This is a genomic window from Candidatus Zixiibacteriota bacterium (assembly GCA_014728145.1).
Lineage (GTDB): Bacteria > Zixibacteria > MSB-5A5 > JAABVY01 > JAABVY01 > WJMC01.
The window spans coordinates 1-19,974 of sequence record WJMC01000022.1 but is presented as its reverse complement, the minus strand read 5'-3'; the positions used below and the strand labels follow the sequence as shown (position 1 = coordinate 19,974).

The 19,974-nt window shown below is 48.1% G+C and carries 15 protein-coding genes; 4 read left to right on the top strand and 11 right to left on the bottom strand.

Going from position 1 to position 19,974, the window contains the following annotated elements:
- Window positions 1–236: 236 nt before the first annotated feature.
- From GF404_01065 to GF404_01040, 6 genes are all read right to left on the bottom strand, one after another.
- Window positions 237–2,084 carry a hypothetical protein gene (locus GF404_01065; protein MBD3380764.1) on the bottom strand — a complete coding sequence of 616 codons (1,848 nt, stop codon included), beginning with the start codon at window positions 2,082–2,084 and terminating at the stop codon, window positions 237–239.
- Window positions 2,084–3,262 (bottom strand): alanine/ornithine racemase family PLP-dependent enzyme, encoded by a 1,179-nt coding sequence (locus GF404_01060; protein MBD3380763.1) that lies wholly within the window; start codon window positions 3,260–3,262, stop codon window positions 2,084–2,086. Before GF404_01060 ends, GF404_01065 begins: the two co-directional genes overlap by 1 nt.
- Entirely contained in the window at window positions 3,259–3,732 is a 474-nt protein-coding gene (locus GF404_01055; protein ID MBD3380762.1) for a GNAT family N-acetyltransferase, read from the bottom strand. The genes GF404_01060 and GF404_01055 overlap by 4 nt, the downstream gene beginning before the upstream one ends.
- A 39-nt stretch (window positions 3,733–3,771) precedes the next feature.
- On the bottom strand, window positions 3,772–4,296 hold the full coding sequence (locus GF404_01050) for a MarR family transcriptional regulator (protein MBD3380761.1): 525 nt from the start codon (window positions 4,294–4,296) through the stop codon (window positions 3,772–3,774).
- Between the two features lie 164 nt (window positions 4,297–4,460).
- Window positions 4,461–5,363 carry a hypothetical protein gene (locus GF404_01045; protein MBD3380760.1) on the bottom strand — a complete coding sequence of 301 codons (903 nt, stop codon included), beginning with the start codon at window positions 5,361–5,363 and terminating at the stop codon, window positions 4,461–4,463.
- A gap of 23 nt (window positions 5,364–5,386) precedes the next feature.
- Window positions 5,387–5,587, bottom strand: a complete 201-nt coding sequence (locus GF404_01040) for a hypothetical protein (GenBank protein ID MBD3380759.1) — start codon at window positions 5,585–5,587, stop codon at window positions 5,387–5,389.
- Window positions 5,588–6,236: 649 nt separating this feature from the next.
- Here GF404_01040 and GF404_01035 point away from each other — a divergent pair.
- On the top strand, window positions 6,237–7,820 hold the full coding sequence (locus GF404_01035) for a DUF4301 family protein (GenBank protein MBD3380758.1): 1,584 nt from the start codon (window positions 6,237–6,239) through the stop codon (window positions 7,818–7,820).
- A gap of 6 nt (window positions 7,821–7,826) precedes the next feature.
- Here GF404_01035 and GF404_01030 read toward each other — a convergent pair whose 3' ends face one another.
- The 4 genes from GF404_01030 to GF404_01015 all read right to left on the bottom strand — a co-directional run bounded on the left by GF404_01030 (window position 7,827) and on the right by GF404_01015 (window position 12,851).
- Window positions 7,827–8,648 (bottom strand): hypothetical protein, encoded by an 822-nt coding sequence (locus tag GF404_01030; GenBank protein ID MBD3380757.1) that lies wholly within the window; start codon window positions 8,646–8,648, stop codon window positions 7,827–7,829.
- Window positions 8,649–8,812: 164 nt separating this feature from the next.
- A complete protein-coding gene (locus GF404_01025) occupies window positions 8,813–11,938 on the bottom strand; it encodes a choice-of-anchor D domain-containing protein (protein MBD3380756.1) in 3,126 nt (1,041 codons plus the stop codon).
- Window positions 11,939–12,236: 298 nt separating this feature from the next.
- Complete coding sequence (locus GF404_01020) at window positions 12,237–12,506, bottom strand: hypothetical protein (GenBank protein ID MBD3380755.1); 270 nt, start codon at window positions 12,504–12,506, stop codon at window positions 12,237–12,239.
- A gap of 3 nt (window positions 12,507–12,509) precedes the next feature.
- Window positions 12,510–12,851, bottom strand: coding sequence for a DUF883 family protein (locus tag GF404_01015; protein MBD3380754.1), 342 nt, complete (start codon window positions 12,849–12,851; stop codon window positions 12,510–12,512).
- A gap of 250 nt (window positions 12,852–13,101) precedes the next feature.
- On the opposite strand from GF404_01015, the gene GF404_01010 reads away from it, so the two are divergent.
- The 3 genes from GF404_01010 to GF404_01000 all read left to right on the top strand — a co-directional run bounded on the left by GF404_01010 (window position 13,102) and on the right by GF404_01000 (window position 18,245).
- Window positions 13,102–14,127, top strand: coding sequence for a nitroreductase (locus GF404_01010; GenBank protein MBD3380753.1), 1,026 nt, complete (start codon window positions 13,102–13,104; stop codon window positions 14,125–14,127).
- A 465-nt stretch (window positions 14,128–14,592) separates the two neighbouring features.
- Window positions 14,593–16,548: a type II secretion system protein GspE gene (locus tag GF404_01005; protein ID MBD3380752.1), complete on the top strand. Its 1,956-nt coding sequence runs from the start codon at window positions 14,593–14,595 to the stop codon at window positions 16,546–16,548.
- Window positions 16,545–18,245 (top strand): hypothetical protein, encoded by a 1,701-nt coding sequence (locus tag GF404_01000; GenBank protein ID MBD3380751.1) that lies wholly within the window; start codon window positions 16,545–16,547, stop codon window positions 18,243–18,245. Before GF404_01005 ends, GF404_01000 begins: the two co-directional genes overlap by 4 nt.
- Window positions 18,246–18,325: 80 nt before the next feature.
- Here the strand turns inward: GF404_01000 and GF404_00995 are convergent, their stop codons facing one another.
- Window positions 18,326–19,771, bottom strand: coding sequence for a hypothetical protein (locus GF404_00995; GenBank protein ID MBD3380750.1), 1,446 nt, complete (start codon window positions 19,769–19,771; stop codon window positions 18,326–18,328).
- Between the last annotated feature and the right edge of the window lie 203 nt (window positions 19,772–19,974).

The window sequence follows — 19,974 nt, the reverse complement described above, 5'->3', positions numbered from 1 at the left end:
TCGATCCTGCCAGGTCAAACTTCAGGCTTTAGACTGAAGCAAGTTATGAAAGAATGTTATCTGGTTCTGGAAGGATGAGGGTGGATTCGATTTAGAGTGAATGATGCTATCCTTTTGCGAAGATTAACAGTTTTCAGATTAGTAACATCCGATCTTTTCTTCGGCTTTTGACATGGATGTGACCTTACTGTTTTCTGAATATAATGGCGCAGGTTAGTTACAGCCTGCGTCTTTTTTTATTCTGATGTAGCTGAGGAGGTTTTGGTCGCCAGAGTCATGATCAGAAATGTCAGGCAGGAAATTCCCACACCAAAAACAGCGGGATCTAACTGTGAACTCAGCTCATAGAAGGCTTCAGGCATAAATTTCACCCCGGTCAAGTCCCTGAACCAGCCGATGCCTTTGTAGAGCATAGTCAGAAATGTTGCCACCAGCATGGTGATGAAGATATTGCGTGTGAGGTTACTGGAGCGTTTCTTGTACAACGCCCCGACCACCACCGGCAGGATAATTGCCGGCGCCCAGACATGATAAGTGAACAGCAGAAGTCCGATGATGTCCGACCATAAAACCGCCACAATAACGGCGGTAGCTCCTAACGCAGCGGTACAGATCCGGGCCAGCCTGAGCATCCGGCCGTCGCCCTTATCTTTCCATCCCAGCTGATGTTCGAAAAGATCCTTGACGAATATAGCGGTTGCTGAATTGAGTGCCGAATCTGCCGACGACATAACCGCCATCAATAACGCGCCGATAATCAGCCCGCCGATGAACGGGTTATTAAGCTGTTGCACCACCATTGGAAGCGCTTGTTGCGGATCTATATTCGGATAATGAATACGGGCATAGAGCGCTATGAAAAACAGCACCACCGGGAATGTGATCGCCAGAAAGAATCCTACGCCTGCGATACCGATCTTTGTCTCACGGACATTTTTGCCAACGCAATATCGAGTAGCGTAGCCGGGAGCGAAAGTTTCACCAAGCAAAAACGCCAGAAATGTCGTTATCAGAAACAGCCAGCCCTTGCCGCCTTCGATTTTGAAGAAGTTGGCAGAAATTGAACGGTTGCGGTTGATCTCATCAGGGAAGGCGTCCTGGATAAGCGAAAGGTTGAGCCTTTTCAAGTCGCGGCCCTGGATTGGTTTTTTATCCAGAAGCTCGAGTGTCTGCGCGCTCATTGCCACTCCCGTGAAGCGTTTTTCCTCGTAGAATTCCGGATCCTCCAGAATTTCATTGAAAGCATCAGCCAGCAAGTTTGCCTTAACATCGCTTTTGCCATCTTCCGCGGTAATCTCATCCATGGAATGATCATCCAGTTTTTTGATCTTACCACGAATATATGCCGAAAGCGAGTCCTGGCCGATTTCTATCCTCTCGCTTAAAGCATCGGGGCTGACAAAGTCAGTTACACCGAATCGGCTGGGAATGAACTTACCTGTATCGGAGTTATATGAACTTGAGATATCCGGTATGCAGAATGCCAGGGTGATCGCGAATCCGAGCATCAGCACCACAAACTGAAAGATGTCAGTGTGGATGACTGCCAGGAGACCTCCCGCGGTGGAGTAGATCACGACCATTGTACCGCTGACCACTATCGCCCATTTAACTAAATGCTGGGCATCGGTAACCTGCGGCAAAATAGCCGCCAGAACAGATCCAAAGGCAGCCATCTGGGCCGCTACGATAAAGACCGAAAACAAAAGTGAAAGAATCAAGACCAGAAATCGGGGTCGTTCACCGAAACGATAGCCAAAGTATCCCGCCACCGTATAGAGCTCGGCTTCACGGAACTGGGGGGCGACGAAGAGCCCTGAGAATATGAAATGAAAATAGCCGCCGGTTGAGACCAAAAGCCAGAGAATACCCATCTCATAGGTGTTGGCGATTGCCCCGATCGAATATCCTCCGCCGATAACTGTCGCGCCCATGGTGGCGAACAGGAAAAACCAGGTGACGTTCCTGCCCGCCACCAGGTAATCATCGGAATTGCCGACTTTCTTGACCTTCATGACACCTTTGGTGAAGATGAAGATCATGTAGCCGATCACAATCGCCCAGAGAATTATTCTATCAGTCATTACTTGTCTTCGCTACCGTTTCCTTCCACTATCTTCAATTCTTCTAATACAGGTTTTATACGGGATTTGCTTTTCGACATCATCATGGTTTTAAACTCATCCAGGGATGGTTGCACCACGATATCGAGATAACGGCTGTTCATCAGCCGCAACATAGCCGAGTAGTTGCATTTGAACTTGATCGTATCCCCAATAGTCAGATTTTCCGGGTTATCATCGAGGTTGACCACGATGATATCTGAAGATGCGCCGGCGATCTTGTGATTGGGGTTGAGCGGTGTCAAACCGCCCACATCGGTATCGAGCTGGCCGACAGAAACCAGGGCGCGGTATCCGCGTTGACCGGGTTGAGCGCCGTTCTCACCCTCGGGCGAAAACGGTGTCATATTTGTTGTTTCGCCGGTCGGGATCAAGCCTTTTTCCTTGATCTCGGCGATCTCGGCCTCCAGCAGGACGACATCGTTTCGAAGCTGGGGCAGAGTTCCACCGTTGACAAGATCAGTACCCAGAAAGATAGATTCACCGATCCTGAAGTGATTAATATCCTTCGGCAGAGAACCATCCAACAACAGTGGAAGGACAGCGCTTGAACCGCCAGAAATCATTCGCAGGTTGTGCTTGAATTTCAACTCAAGCAATTCACGGTAGAGAATCAACTGCATGAACTGGTCGACATTAGGCACAGCACCCGCGAGGCATCCCAGGTTTGCGCCAATCCCGAGGACCTCGATATTGGAAAGTTCGAAAACCTCCTCGTAGAAATTTATCAGCGTTCCCGGCAGGATTCCCTCGCGCAGGTCACCCAGCTCGATCATGATAATGATCCGGTGGGTTTTCTTCTGGCGACGGGCTTCTTGGTTTAATTCTTTTATGATTTCGATTTCGCTGTTTAAACTGACATCTGCCAGCCGGACCACATCCGGAATCGACGTCTTGTCCGGAACACGCAGGTACCAGGCTTCGAAATCATCGACGATCTTTTCGATCACCTCGAAATTCGACAAACGTGAATCACCCATCGACCGCACACCCAGGATCTGAAGCGCCCGGATCGCGTCGACATGACCGCACAGCACCTTGGTGACAACAGTCCAGGAAGCATTGTGAGCTTCCATCCAGTTGTTGATTACATCCAGGTTATGGCGCAGGCGGTTAAGATTGATAGTTACACGATTCATCGTTCGAGCCTCATCTCCGCATACTTGGTAGTCATGCCCAGGCGTTCATACAGACGTTTGGCCGGATTGTCATATTCGACGTGAAGTTTGACCGGGTCCGGCTTGCACAGGTCAAAAGCGTGATTGATAATCTTGCTTCCGATGCCTTTGCCGCGACCTTCAGGAGCAACAGCTACAAACAGGAGGATATGTTCCGGCACATAACCGCTCATACCGGTTTTCAGCATGACCAGCGAACCGATCGGCTTTTTGCTTTCGTCTTCCTCGGCGATCAGGATATAACCGCCCTTGCCCTCGGCATCGGAAAAAGCATAGTCGAACGCACTTTTAATATCTTCAACTGTATCCTCGTATGGTTTGAGACTCTCGTGCAGGAAATGAGCCAGCTTGTCCTGATCGATCCATTCCGGGAAATCCTCCGGCTTGTAAATCTCATGCATGTTAATCTTCTGCGCTGTGTCAGTACTCATTTTAGCTCCTTTTTATTATCTGCTGAATAAAGTTTGAGTTTAATTGCTGTCTTGCAGGCTGTCATCTCTGGGTATCAATTCCCTTGCGTCCAGGACAGGAGAAACATCCAGCTTTTCAGCATCCATCATGGCCGCCAGCTGGTTCAAACATCCCAAAATCTGATCCTGCTCGGCGCTGTCGAGCTGGCGCATCCGCCAGACGAACTGCTCCTGTAGTGGGGGGGGTGCCGATTGCAGGATTTTATCGGCCTTGTCGGTGATCGCCACAAATACCTGCCGGCGGTCACGGTCGCCCCGTGTCCTGCGGACAAGCCCGCGCTTTTCAAGACGGTCGATTATGCCGGTAACGGTGGCATTCGACAGGCAAGTGCAATTCGCCAGCTTACCCAATGTCAAATTACCCTCGGATTTGATCATCTTCAACAAAAACAACTGCGGGCCGGTCAGCGAAAAATCAGCCGCCAGCTTGCGGGAGTGGAGATCAATCGCCCGCATTATCCGCCTCAGATTGATCAAAACCTGATCTATCAATTCCAAATTTTCCATAATAACCTTTGAACGCATAAATTTTGTATAGAAAATATAAACAATCTACTATCAGTCAACAACTTTTATTTTATTTTACCGTCGAGTGCTCTTGCCGATAATACGGTAATTGCCCGTATAATATGTATTAATTGCTGTAGCGTTTTCACATAAAGGACAATTTCCGACCTGAAAGCGTCCTGTTACAAACAGAGAACTTCGATATCTCGTAATGTACCGGTCAGAGTACAGCTGGTAGCGGTGTACTGGCCGATTTTTGGAATTCTGCGCAGGCTGTCGTTTCTGATGATGATATTGATAAAAAAGACCTGTGATTTAACAGTCACCACCACGAAACCGTAACCGTCACATAAATCACTCAAATCCGAGACCGCCACGACCTGTCCCGTGAAGAATGCCTGGTTGGGAGGTACCGATTCACTGTCCTGCCCGTAACGATTGGCCATGCAAATCAAAGTGCCGTGCTCAATTTGAATGCTCTCATATTCACCCATATTATCCTTTTTTGGCAGGTCGAGATCACTCGGAAGATCAGACTTTTTATTTACGAACTCGATCCTGTAGGGCAAGGCCGTAAGGCCGAAATTGATCCTGTGCCTTACTTGATCATCGCAATCATAAGTTAGATGGGGCACGCCAAATACGATTTCACGTGTTTCACATTCCCAAATGTAGGAAGCCCGGTAGCATACCTCGGCTGTCTCGTGACCCGAAAAAAATTCCTCCTTCAGCACCGCTGAATTATAGTAGAGGTTATGAAACGAATGATTAATGAATTTGAGATCATCCTCTAACGAGATAGTAACCCAGGTTACAAGGCCATTTCCAATACTGTGGAATATGGTTTCCAACTCATCCTCATACTCATGTCCGTTAGCGTGAATCAACTCCAAAGCCGTATCAGCCAGTTTTTTATTGCAATCATGTCTGGAAGCGAATCCAAACTGTTCGAAACCGGTGGCGGTATTGAAGGAGGCCTCATTTTTGATAAATCTGGCATGAATTTCTGCCCAGATATGAGCACCAGCCTTGACGACAGCATAAGTTGTCAGGATGGCCATGGCCGAGATCATAGCAATGTCCATCTAAATATCTCCTCTCTCTAATCTCACACTTCTTCCGACTCTTTTTTATCAAATTGGTCATCCTCGGACAGTAGGCTCTCATAGAGAAAACTGTCACTCGGGACGACTTCGGGTTCTAGCTCTTCCAGGTAGTCGCTCATTACCGAACCCAGCACCAGGCTGTCTTCGGGCGGGTGCCTGGATGGCGTACCCGTATAGCTATGTTTGTAGTCGCGATAATACACGATCCCCTCCCGCCTGATGGCTATGACACCATCGGTCAGAATAGATTTTCAGCATCGCCTTAAGCGGATGCCATGAATAGAATGATTTTGACCAGTCCGGCCAAATGAGAGGAGATTATTTAAAGGGGAGGGTTGTGTGAATGTGCAGTCTAAGATGCGGTCAGTTTAACAACCCTCACCTGAAAAACACTCCTCTGTTTGGACAGAGACATATAAAGTGAATTGACCATGCGCCTAATTGATTTTGGTAACGCATTACTGGTTCCTCCTGTGAAAAATTGCCTGTTACGGAATTACTGTGAGACGACATTTGAGTCTCCTTTCATGGTTTTTGTTCAGATCCGTTTTTGCCATAAGAGAATATAATCCCCCTACGTGACGGATCGTAAATAGTTTCTCTGCCTTGTCCTCTAAATCTAACTTTTATGGTGTCTCAGAATAAACGAGATTATAGATCATATCGTCTCTATGTCAAGTTAAATTTATGTTAAAGATTCAATAATTTTCGAAAAAACCACATTTTCTGTGATTTATAAACTATCTGTCATCCAGCCTGTTAATATTATGAGCAAAGGATATAATGCGGATTTGATATAGTGGATATAATTTTGTATATTCGATCTACAATATACAAGGAGAAGAAACGATTATGGGATTACCCGACGATATTCAAAGCAGTCAAAAAATAAAGCAACAACTCGAACTCAAGGGGCTCAGCCTCACGGATATTCAAGAGCAGGTCAGCTTTTTTAACCAGGGTATGCCACCATCCAAACTGGTCAGGGCGGCTACTGTCGGCGATGGTATCCGCAGATTTCCTGATGAGCGGGTGGAAGCGCTGACCGGTTTACAACATATTGCTCGTGATAATGGACGCTTTTTGAAGTTCGTTCCGGCATCGGGAGCCGCCTCACGTATGTTCAAAGCGCTTCAGGACCTCGAAAGCCGGCAGGAAAAGATAGATTTTGATTACCTGCGTGCGAACCGGGATTCTGACCGATCTGCATTGGAGGGGCTTACTTTTTTCGAGAATCTCGACAAATTCGCATTCTATGAAGACCTAAACGAGGCCGTTAAGAAAGATGGACAGAATCTTTCCGATCTGTTGGATAACGGTCGTCTAAAGGAGATCATGCAGATAATCCTCAAACCGGAAGGTCTCGGGTATTCTGATTTTCCGAAGGGGATGATCCCGTTTCATAAATACCAGCTGGAGATCCGGACTGCAGTGGCGGAACACTTTCATGAAGCGATACGCTATGTTCAGGACAGTGACGGAACCGCTCGTTTGCATTTCACTGTGCAGGAGAAACATCGAGACGGTTTCGAAAAGCATATAGAACAATGCCGTCAGCAATTTACCGGGGAGCAGGTGAATTTCGAGGTCAGTATCTCCTCGCAGCGCAAGGATACCGAAACATTGGCTGTCACGCTCGAGGACCGACCTCTTCTGGATGAGGAAGGTCTTTTGTTGTTCCGTCCGGGAGGGCATGGCGCACTTCTGTACAACCTGCTCGAACTTGAGGCTGACCTGGTGTACATAAAAAATATCGACAATGTCATCCCGGCTAATCTGTTCGAACAGCAGGTGCTCTACAAGCAGGTGCTGGGGGGGATACTTGTAGAAATCCAGGATGAAATCTTCGGAGCTTTAAGGGATATGGAAGGCGATGATATCTCCGCTGAGCGCTTGCGGGCGATCGCGATATTCTCCCGCGACAATCTCAACATTGATGTCCCGGATGAGCTATTCAAGCAGGGCGGAGAAGAATTGAAACGGTTTTTAGCGAAGCACTTGAATCGTCCCCTGCGTGTTTGTGGTATGGTAAAAAACGAGGGTGAACCGGGCGGAGGACCGTTCTGGGTCGAAGACTCCAAGGGTCAGGTCAGCCTTCAGATTGTCGAATCGGCCCAGGTAGATTTGAACAATCCCGACCAGAAAGATATTTTCGAAAGTTCCACCCATTTTAATCCGGTCGATATCGTAACCGGATTGCGTGACTACCGCGGAAAACCGTTTGACCTGTTAGAATACCGCGATATGGAGGCGGGAATAATCACCGTGAAGTCTCGCTATGGTCGCGAGATCAAGGCGATGGAACTGCCGGGTTTGTGGAACGGGTCAATGGCGCATTTTAATACCGTTTTTGTAGAGATTCCGATCGAGACATTTAACCCGGTCAAAACCGTAAACGACCTGCTCCGGCCCCGTCATCAACAAACCGGTGTTTAGGCAGATTTAAAAAAAGTAAATGAAATTCGGCCTGATATAAGCCTCATTGAAGCCATAGCGAATCATGTTGCGGTACGAGGGGGCTTTCTTGTCCTCGGTCTCCTGTGCGGTTTCGACCACTGCCATCTCCGCTCCCATCTGGATTGCATCCGCGAACCTTCGTTGTAAAAGTGCCGACTGCGCTCCCCGTCCACGGTAACCTTCGAGCGTGGCGGCAAAGTCGATCCAAATGGTTTTAGCCTGCATATAGAACGCTCCGGTGGCGACCAGCCTCCCGTTGTCGAAAGCTCCGTAATGATGCCAGCCAGGTTGACCAACCAGCGAGGCAATCCAGGGATTAAAATCGGGAGGCCAGTCGAAACTCGAACTGGCTACCTGCGCAAACGCGAGCGCGTCGCTTCGGTCAATCTTGTTGATCTCTAAATCCGTACGGATTCCCTCCAGCGGGGAAAGCCGGCGATAGAGTTTTATCCAGTTGTTGTAATAAAGCAGACCACATGACCGTAGATTCGAAAAAGTAGACTGATCTGCCAAATCCGGAACCACCTGGATGAAAAAGCGATTGATCCGATTTTTTCGATAACTTGTGATTATCTCCTCGATTTTTTCGCCCGATAGTTGCCCTCCCAGACCAACCCCGATAACCCGGTTAAACCCGAGCACATCGCATGACGATACCCGGCTGATCAACATTCCATCGTTAATCTCGGATGATATCCCGAGTTTCGCGGAAACCTCTTCATCGGCGCAATCATAGAAATGCTTCCAGGCGGATAACTCCACTTCTTCCAGATGATAGACCTGTTTTGATATTGGTTTTGCCAGCACTTTGCTTCCTTCCCGCTTTATGGTATAAACATAATAACAGAATTTCCTGCTTTGGGTTGCAACTGATGACAAATTATTACAAATATTGTCCTGTATGGCAGTGTTTCAAAAAAGAACCGTCCGGTTTGTATCCGGACGGTTCAGGGAGTCGATCTATATTGGTACTAACAATCAGGTATACCGTTGCCGTCAGGGTCGCATGGGGCCGGGCCACCAGCAAAGGCGTAGTTGATAACATAAACGGCATCGGAGACATCGATATTGCCATCGCAGTTCGTGTCACCAGCTTCGATCGGTTGTGGCGGAGGTCCACCGGCGAAAGCATAGGTGATAATATAGACTGCATCGGAGACATCCGTGACTCCGTCATTGTTGCAGTCACCGCACAGGAACGCGATCTCGATTTCGAAATCTTCTGACCATCCGCTTTCAGCGTTATGTATGTCCTTCGCTTTTGCTCTAATGATATATGTTCCCGATTCGTCATAGCTGTGTGAGAACTGAACTTTCTGATTAGCCGGATGAGGTCCGTTCCAGTCGGTCGTGGTCTGATCGCCCCATTCGATGTAGTAATAGACCTCGTCGCCCTGCGGATCATCCGAGAGCAGATCGAAGTCATATGGTACGGTCATAACACCGATCGAGGGGCCGTCGATAGTCGGAGCAGTGGGAGGATCGTTTACCAGTGTATTGAGACCACCAGAGAGGCACAGGACCAGCCCATTTCTACCACCCAGTACCATCTCGAAGCTGTTATCTCCCACGATATCCGGAATCGCCGCGATAGCGTCGACCGGGGTGCCGATATTGACAGTGTACAGTTCACTGCCGTCGGTACCGTCCAAAAAGATTCCGTAGTTGTTGCTGTACAGGGTACCCACGAAGAGATCGTTGATACCGTCACCGGAGACATCATTGGCCACCGCAACCGATTGCGGTTTATCGGGCAGTGCGTGTGACCAGATAGTCGTACCGGTCATACCGTCGATGACCACCGCGGTTGTACTGTAATACCGGAGGGTGACATCGGTATGACCATCGCCGTTGACATCATCCATCGGTTCTACGCCGATTATAGTTCCAAATGGACCGGACTGGAATTCAATATCTCCAGTCGTGACATCGAGGCCGTAAACATAACCACCGCTCATGCTGAAATCGCCCAGGATGATGTCCTTGATACCGTCGCCGGTGAAATCGTCCACCTGCGTCCCATCCCAGCAGGAAGTGCCAAGGCCGGTGAAGGACCATTCGACTACGCCAGTAGCACCATTGATTCCGTAGGCCTTAGAGTTGGTTTCATCGAGAGTGGAGGCACAACCGATAACATCAGGCTGACCGTCACCAGTGAAGTCTTCGACCCCGAAGACACCGAAGGCAGGTCCGCCGACCGGGGATTCCCAGATCGGGTTGCCGGAATAAGCATCCAGGCAATAGATCCTCTTGGGACCTGTGTCATCAGCATCATCGCCCACCGCCGCAAGGACATCCGGGGTGCCGTCGCCGTTGTAATCATAGATCACATCGACTGCGTAGACCCAGCCACCATCACCGTAGTTGTCGGTGTTATGGGTCCAGATCGTATTTCCGGTTGCGCCAGAAATCATACGGATCAGTTTACCGGCCCAGGCCGCGCCGACCACAACTTCATAGATACCGTCCTCATCTGTATCCACGCTGAAGTCGAGGGCGGTCTGGTTGTAGACCGACCCGCCGGGTATCTCATGCTCCCAGAGCAGGTCAGCCTGACCGTGGGAATTGCCGTTGAAACAGCGGATGTAGTCATCTTCACTGCAGACGACGACATCGTCGACACCATCACCGTTCATATCCGGAATTGCGCCGATCGCCTTGGGACTGTTGTCGTAACCGCCGGTGATCGTGTAATTCCAGAGAGTATCACCAATCGGCCAGGGTACATCGGTGCCACTGCCTGTTAAGCTGACATCGAACGGGCTTTCATCCGGATCGTTGGAGTAAATCGAAGCTGTAGCGGAGTAGGTCATGCCCATATCAGGCGAGAACCAGACTCCGACCTGGATCGTGTCGAGAGGGTTGAGGCTCAACGGCAGGCTGACACCATAGTCGAGCCAGAAAACCGGATCACTGAAAGAAATATTCGATATGTCGAGTACGTCATTGCCCTCATTGATGATTGTCATCATCCAGCGAGTTGAAGCTCCGACGCGAATAGTGCCGTAATCATAGGACGCCACCGGCAGATCGATATCAGCTCCGGCAGTGACTGCCGAACCTGTCAGGGTGACCTCCACCGAGGGTGTCAATGGTGCGTTGGATTCGATAAACGCGCTGGCGTTTAGAGCACCACCCGAAGTCGGAGCCCAGGTGATGGGAATATGCACGGTATCATTGACCGCGACCGTGATCGGGAAGGTCAAAGACGTCGACAGCTCGGTTGAACCGGAGAAGCTGACGCCGGTCAATTGAAGCGCTGTGTCGCCGACACTTGTGACGACCGTATTCCAGGTGTCCGACTCACCGATCGTAATCTGGCCGAAATCATGCGAAATCGGGTTGACATCGATCTGCGGAGTACCGCTTCCGAGCAGGTCAATCTTGTAGAGATAATCCTGGCCGATACCGGTACCGGCATCGCAGTACCACAGGTAGCTGCCGTCCCAGACCACACCTGCCGGGTCGGAGTATTCCGAGGGATGGCTTTCGATTAGCGTACCATCGGTGGTATCGACCTGGTATAAATACTCGAGATTGTAATCAGCCACCCACAGGTAACCGTTCTGGACTGTCAGGTCCCAGGGTTGCTCGTTGGGAGATTCAAAGCTTTTTAAGACAGTTCCGTCGGAATCGATCTTGTAGATTGTGGCCGGGTGGGGGTAATATGTGGCCACCCAGAAATCTCCGTTGTCGTAGGCAATCCCGGACATATAATGATCCGGCAGAAGGATCGAATCGATCTGATTTCCGGAGGCGTCCAGCTTCCGAGCCACAGCCGGGTTCGAGCTCGAGCCGGGATGGTCCGTGGTCCACAGATTCGCTCCATCCCAGGTCAGACCGTAGGCATCGTCCTGAGGACCGCTGAAGTGCAGGCTGTATGAGCCGTCGCCAGGGTCGATTTGATAGACTTCTTCACCGTCGGGACCATAAATCCCGCAATACAGGTTGGTACCATCGAACGCCAGACCTGAGGCTCCTTCCGGAACTGGGTATGTAGCGACGATTGACCAGTCCGCCAGAAGAACGTTTGCGGGCAGTATCAGTAGCGCCAAAAGGGCACATAGCAAAACCCGCGAGATAAACCTTTTCTCCATATCTCCTCCTCGAAACTTGGATTTTATTTTTTCAAACAGCAAGCGAGCAGTATATCAGGTATCTACGGAACACAGGATTATTTCCACGCTCCATCCCATTGCGTAGTCTATAAATTTAAGTTCTGCCAGTAATTTTGCCGGTAACCTGATAAAGTCTTACATTAAATATAGGTTCTGCGGTGATTTTGTCAATAGCGACCTTTGTTTATGAAGCCAAAATGATGGATCAATAGAGAAGCCGGCCAATGGCCGGCTTTGAAAAATTCGATAATAGATTTATGTTTTCCGGGGCGGGGGATTACTGCCTGGCGGCAGAACTCATAACTATATATCCCAGAACCAGCGTCACGCCGGCGATAATAAACACCGCACCAATTGGAGAAACTACGTACAGCAGAAGCAAATACGCTCCATATAGCAACAGGGCTAGGCCACCGAGAAAGATCATCATACCGGCGATCATAAACAGGAAATTATTCAATACCGAGCTGACCCCCCTGCGGACGCGGTTCATCTCAGTTTGGAGCAATTCAAACAGCGTTACTATGAACTCGGCAATTTCACGCATAAATTATTTCCTGTCCATCAGCTTGGAGAACAGTATTCCTGCTACGAAACTCCATGCCAGAGAAGTGAACGGGTTGGTCTGGACCTGTCGACGACCGGAATCGACCAGCTCCTGGGATTTGCCACGTACGTTGTCATAAGTCTGGCTGACAGTATCACGAGCTGACTGCTCCAGTTCGGCGGCTCTGTTGACGAAACGTTCGCGAATATCCGCGCTTCCCTGGTTGCCACCTGATTTAAGATCTTCGGTCAGTTTGTTGATGTCCGCTCTCAATAATTCGATGTCTCTCTTTAAATCATTCATTTCCATTTCTATTTTCTCCTTTCCTATTGATTTTCCTGACATAACTTTGTCACATCCAGAGCAAAGTTTTGAACCATTGCTACTGTATCTATCGACAATTCAAGTTTCATTTTTAGTATAGGCAAATATCGCAATTCTCTCAATACGTAATGATTACAGGGCTTTTACGTATATGAAATACGTATAGTGCCAGGGTCTAAAACTGATTTACCAATAGTTGAAACATAGATTAAGATTATATGTTGCAAATTATGGCATTGTTTATGATTAAATCAGCATATCTTCAGGAGGGATGATGGCAACAGGCTTTATCAGCGATAAATCTGTCTGGAATTTAGATTTGAAGAGTTTCCCGAAGAATGGTTCAATTGAGCAGAAACTTCGCTTTTTGATAAGATATGCCATTTTGGCACCTTCCAGCCATAACACCCAGCCATGGAAATTTAGAATTGATGGTAATACGATCGAGATACTGATTGATTTTTCCGGCTGGCTCGAAATTGCGGATTCTGACAGACGTGAACTTTATATCAGTATCGGATGCGCGCTCGAAAACCTGCTGGTTGCCGGGGAGAATACCGGATTTATAACAGATGTAAGCCTGTTTCCCGAACCTGAAAGGGATGATCTGGTTGCGGCAGTGCGATTTGAGATGCAAAATGACGTTGCTCTGAATAATTCTGATGTGTTGTTTGAAAATATTGTCCGCAGGCGGACAAACCGTCAAAAATATAAGCTCGATTCAATCCCGGCAGGCAAAATTGACCAGCTCAGGAATCAGTGTATGTATGAAAGTGTCCATCTCGATTTTATCACGGACAAACAGATCATCCACGAACTCAACGATCTGCTGATCAAAAGCGATATAGAACTATTCTCGGATTATGATTACCGACGGGAGCTCGGATACTGGATCGGAAGAGGCGTTTTCGGCACTTCATGGCTGGTTTCTAAACTCGGGCAACTCATGGTGACCTTTCTTGATATGGGTAAAAAACAGGCGGTAAAAGATTCCGATCTCCTTTTGAGTTCTTCTCATCTGGCTGTTATCAGCACAGATATCGATCAACCTGTTTCGCAGGTCAAAAGCGGGCAGGTCTTTGAGCGCACAGCCCTTTTGGCAAGCGCTGTGGATATTTCCGTGCATCCGATGAGCCAGATATTGGAGGTGGATGGTTTAAAGGATCAATTAACCAGGTTGATGCCGATTTCCGGCAAGTATCCGCAACATCTTTTCAGGCTGGGATACTCAGAATCCGCAAAAGATCATTCCCCACGCAAGAAAATCGAAGATGTGATCATCTCGGCTGATTTTTGAATGCAGTTATGTATACCGGAATCATCTATGCTTGACGGCATGGCTACGGTTTGCAGTCTGCCTCGGTCAGCACTGGAGTTGTTCTGTTTTTGTCCGGAACTGTAGTTTTTGACGGGCTGTTGAGTCAGAAATTTTAGCTTATATTGATGGAAAGAGCCAATCTGGTGCTATTCGCAAATATCTCAAATTCAACGCTGAGCTCTTACCATTACAATTGACTGGTTCAGTTCATCTAAGCCGATTAATATTCCTGACCAATTTCACATAATTTATTCGAATCAGATTGCACACAATATCACTTCATGGAATTTTGTCTAATTAGTTGCTGTATATAGTTTTTCCGTATTCTGTTGCAGATTTGATGGGTGCTCTGATTTATTCAATTATATAAAAATAGAGCGATTTTGTTTTCAAAATAGGGGTGTCGGAAGGTTAAAACTGTTAGCAGGTAGTCGAACCCTCAATATGATGACCACATCGGTAAACAATAATCTGGCAAGAATACTGACCGTACGGCAGTTTTTGACGGACGAGGATCAGAATAAATGGATCGCTCGGGCTGAGACAGAACAGCTTGAACTGGATCAGATTCTTTTGAATGAGAATGTATTCGGGCGGAAGCAGTTGCTGAAAATCCTCGAAAACCACTTTTTCGTGCCTTCATGCGATTTATCGGTCAGGACTTTCGATCCAAAACTGGCTCAACAGTTTCCTGAGAAACTGGCACGCCGTCACCTGGTTTTCCCTCTGGACAAAAAAGATGATTCAATCCGGATTATGTTTGCCAATCCGGATGACAAGAAAGCTCGTGAGGCGGTTGAACGGATTTACCAGAAGGAGATAGTGCGGGTAGTCGCACTGCCTTCGGATTTAATCAATACGATTGAAGATTTTTATGCGGAAAAGCAATCCTCTCAGACCGTTCAATCCGATCGGCAGGAAAATCAACAGGCTGACTTCAAGCTCTCGAGGGGAATCCGGGCCAAGGTAAGCCGTCTTCTGGCGGATAAAATCGAGGGCAAATCCCAGGTTGATATAGTCAATGAGGTTTTGGCCACGGCTATAAAAAATCGCGCAACTGATATACATCTGCAACCATCCGAGAAAGAATTGAATATTCGATTCAGGCTCGATGGTGTTCTGCATACTGTGGCACGGCTGCCGGTCGAGATCGCTCCCGCGGTAATTTCACGAGTCAAGGTATTGAGCAATATGGATCTGGCAGAACATCGATTGCCACAGGATGGACGTCACAGTATCGAGCGACCGGCCGAAAGCCTCGATTTACGTGTGTCGCTTTTACCCTCACAGTTTGGCGAGAAGATTGTTATCAGGTTGCTTAGAAAACATGAGGACTTATTCGTTCTTGATAACCTGCAGATGCCCCGCGATGTGCGAACGGATTACCAGGATTTGCTTCAGAGTCCGCAGGGATTTTTTCTGGTTACCGGACCGACTGGTAGCGGAAAGACCACTACGTTGTATGCTACCTTGAACTCGATAAATAACGAGGCTGACAATGTGGTTACCCTGGAAGATCCGATAGAGTATTCTTTTAACGGCCTGACACAGGTGCAGATTAGAGAAGATATCGGGCTGACTTTTGCTTCGGGTTTACGCAGTATCCTGAGGCAGGATCCGGATGTCGTCCTGGTGGGAGAGATCCGTGATAAGGAGACCGCCGATATCGCCTGCCGGGCCGCCCTGACCGGACACAAGGTTTTCAGCACACTCCATACAAACGACGCCTGCCAGGCTATTACCAGGCTCCTCGATTTGGGAACACCGGCATTTTTGATCGCCGCGACTTTGCGTGGAGTTCTGGCCCAGAGGCTGGTGCGGATTATCTGCTTTAACTGCCGGGAGAGTTACCAGCCCTCGGAGCTGGAGCTGATGACGATCGGCAGGCCGGATGTAAAAGAGCTTTTCCGCGGAAGAGGATGTGAACATTGCAATTACACCGGGTATCGTGGCAGAAAAGCGATCTTTGAGTATTTTCAGGTAAGCGAAGATGTTCACAGGTTGATAATAGAACGGGCATCTCCCTATGTAATCAGGCATTTCGCCAAGAAATCAGGTATGAGGACCATGCGCGATTACGCTATTGCGGATGCCATCCGGGGTGTGACCTCGCTGGAGGAGATTCAACGTACGGTCCTGTTCAGCCAGGAACAGGAACAACTCTGCCCGAACTGTATGCAAACCGTTTCACTTGAATTTTCGATCTGCCCGTTTTGTCAGAACCCGTTGCGGGAACGATGTGAAAACTGCGGCCAGGTGGCCGACCCGAACTGGGAAGCCTGTCCCAACTGCGGTCATCAATTCGAGCGCGAATGGGAGAAGAAATATTGCCAGAACTGCCTTGCTCCGGTCAAGACGGAGTGGGAGTCCTGTGCTTACTGTGGAGCTGAGCTGTCATGATGGATGATTTTAACCGCGAACTGATGCCGACTGGTATTATCGGTCTCGACCAGCTCCTTGAAGGAGGGGTGGTGAGAGGTAACAGTCTCCTGATCGAGGGACCTCCCGGAAGCGGGAAGACCACCCTGGGGATACGGATTATCTACGAAGGCGTGATGAAATACGATGAACCGGGCTTGATCGTATCATTCGAAGAGATCCCGCGCCAGATATACCAGGAGGCTAAGGGATTCGGAGTAGATCTGGCCAGGCTCGAAAATGAGGGCAAGCTGCGCGTTGTATGGACCACTCCGCAAAGGATCGTGGAAGGATTCACGGGCAAAAACGACCTGATCCAGGGTGTGATAGAGGATCTCGGTGTGAAGCGTATCCTGGTCGACAGCCTGACCCATTTCAGGCGTGTCGCAATTTCTGAGCAGGATATGAGAGAACTGCTGTCCCAGCTTTTGAACTTCCTCAAGCTCAAAAATATCAATGCCGTGCTCGTCAAGGAACTCGACCGCGTTGACGACAATATAATCGCTTTCGAAGAATATCTGGTCGATTCTTCCATGAGACTCCACAATTCCCTTTCAGCTTCGGGGGGTGAGAACCAGCGTTTTATCGAAATCCGCAAGACGCGTGGCCAGGGACACATTTCCGGACGCCATCCACTTATCCTGGGTTACACTTTGAACGGACTGCATATCTATCCCCGCCTGAGGGTCAGCGACATAGCTGATCTCAATATCAAAAAACAGGCGACCAATGAAGGGCGTGCGTCAACCGGGATAGATGCACTCGATGAGATGCTTTTCGGGGGCTTCCACCGCGGTTCATTCAATCTCTTGAATGGTTATCCGGGATCGGGGAAATCTGTATTCGCCGGCCAGTTCCTTGAGGCGGGTCTACGAAATGATGAATCGGTCCTTATGGTTACAGGAAAGAGCAATGTCGAAAAGATAATCCAGCAGATGGAATCCGTCGGATTGAACTGGAGCGAGGCGTTTAGAAAATCGAAACTGCACATATTGCCGTTTCAGGCTGATGATCCCTGTGTGGAATCCATTATCGCGGACCTGATATTTTACTTTCAGCGCTACGATATCGACCGGCTCGTAATTGATTCTCTCGATGACATCTGGAACCTGGTTCGTGATGATAACCGTTTCCGTAATTACGTACGTCTTCTGAATGCTTTGTTTGATGCCTCCGGGACCACTTCCATGATCTTGAAGGAGACTAAGAGTATGGGGGGGATGGATGGAGATGATTTCGTTTCTATTTTATCCGCCTGTGTTGTGCAATTGTCGATGTCGGAGAGTAACGGCGCGCTTCATAGATTTATCAGCGTGAAAAAGCATGCCGGCAGTGATCATGCCAAAGACCTGCGGGAAATAAAAATCGACAAGCATGGCTGTCATATTCTCAGCAAAGCTTCCGGATTGAGCGGGATTTTGACCGGAAATGCCCGGGGTTCTTTATCAAACATCAGTCAGACAGTTCTTGATGACCTCAACAGCTTGATTGATATCTGCAGTAACATGCTCGCATCTGAAAATACCCCGCCCGGGATGCTGGAGGATATCCAGAAATCATACGGTTTTTTAAGCAAGCTGGATGTGCTCTTGAGGGAGCATTTCGGATTGACCAAGTTCCGTGAAATTGTCGAGGAGGAACAACAGGAATCCATCGGCAAAACCCTTCAGCACAAATAACTTTCTACCATCACATCGCATCAGTCTGTTTGTCGCGGTAATGAGCTTGAGAACAATCTCCCCTGGGTAAAGATCGTATGTCAGTCATCCTCACGTTTCATCACTGTCATCATATCACTGAAGTCCTGCCGTGCTTGAAACAGCTTTTTGATGTCCGGATAAAAGTCGACCGGCCAGTACGGCGACTTGATTGCAAAATAGCGCTGAGCTGTCAGGCTGTCGCCGAATTCCGTGAATTGTATCCCGCACCTGCCGACCTTGTTGGCATATAGCGAATCCTCCGGCAACGCTTCGACAATCCATCCAGGGGGGATGCCAAATTTTACTGACTCCCTGATTTCGTAAGCATAATTAAAAAGCACCGATTCTCTACGAGTGAGGGAATAGAACGGATTGGATGCCTGTTCCATGAAATCACTCATGTTCAAAAACAACCTGTCGCCCTGTGTCATCAGGTCCGGATAGTTGCTTTTGCAGATCACACGGACAGGCTCATCTCGGTTTTCATAGTTTTCCAGGGTAAAGGAATCCAGGGTCACGGCACCAAAATCATCTTCATACCTGTCTTTGAGGAGGGTTTCGTATTCAAGACTGTTGTTGTCATTATGGTAAACCCGCAGACTGCGTGCGCTGTGGCCGGAGGCTATGATTTCCAGCTCGCCGGAAACGTCCAGGTCCTCGGAAACTGTAAGATAGTAGTTTCTGCATTGCTTGCTGAATGATTGATCCGTAAAGGGCGTATGCTCGAAAACATTTGTGGAACCTTCAACCAGAACTTCGATTCCCTCCAAAAACCATGGAACGAAATCGGTTTTCGTGAATTTATAGCCAGGCGCATAAAATTTATATCCACCCTGTTTCTTAGGTACAGCAATCAATTCTGAGTCGAATTGCCAGTATTTAGCATCCTTGACGAGAATATCATCGCTTCTGTTAACCGCATAGACCAATTTGGCATCAACGTTCATCTCCCTCAACATATCGAAGAAAAGCAGGTTAACTTCTCTTCTCGATCCGTAGCCTCGTTCTAAAATATCATCGATCGATTCGTTGTTCTTGGTTTTTTCCTTTTTGCCTTTTTCGTTATAAATATCGTCGTAAGCAAGGTTAACAATGTTTTCCTGAATCCAGTTAAAAGCGGAATCGATTTTTTCATGGTCGGTTTTTAGTTCTCCGAACGATTCAATGACTTCGTCGATTTCGTCATTTTCCTCGCAGAAATATACGGCTCCTCGTCTGATTTTACTGATGATATCACCCCAGTATGAAATAGAAGCTTTTCCAGCGCTGTAGTAAGTTACAAGCTTTGCCTTCAATGATGATTCCGGCAGAGAATAACGCTCATTCTCATAGGGAGGGACATCTCTGATAGTCAACAGCAGTGCTTCGGGATCCTTGAGATTGGGGAGTTGTTCGGACTTGACTTTATCGTGGTTGCAATTCAACCAGAGATAGTTTGGGACAAGGTAGTCAGAAAAAATAAAATATTGAACATCCGTTGTCCCCTGAAAATATTTCCAATGCATCTGACCTTTTAAAAGCGGTATATATTTTTGAATGGTTTAGTCTTTTACAGGATCATCCAGGTGGTACTTGATGATGTATTCGATGAAGCAGTCGTTGGTAACACTCGGCATTGAGAATGTGAATTGTTTAAATTCGAACTGCTTGCTTTTCACGGATTCTTTCTCATAAACGTGATCATCATCCAGAGGAATTGAAGTCCCGT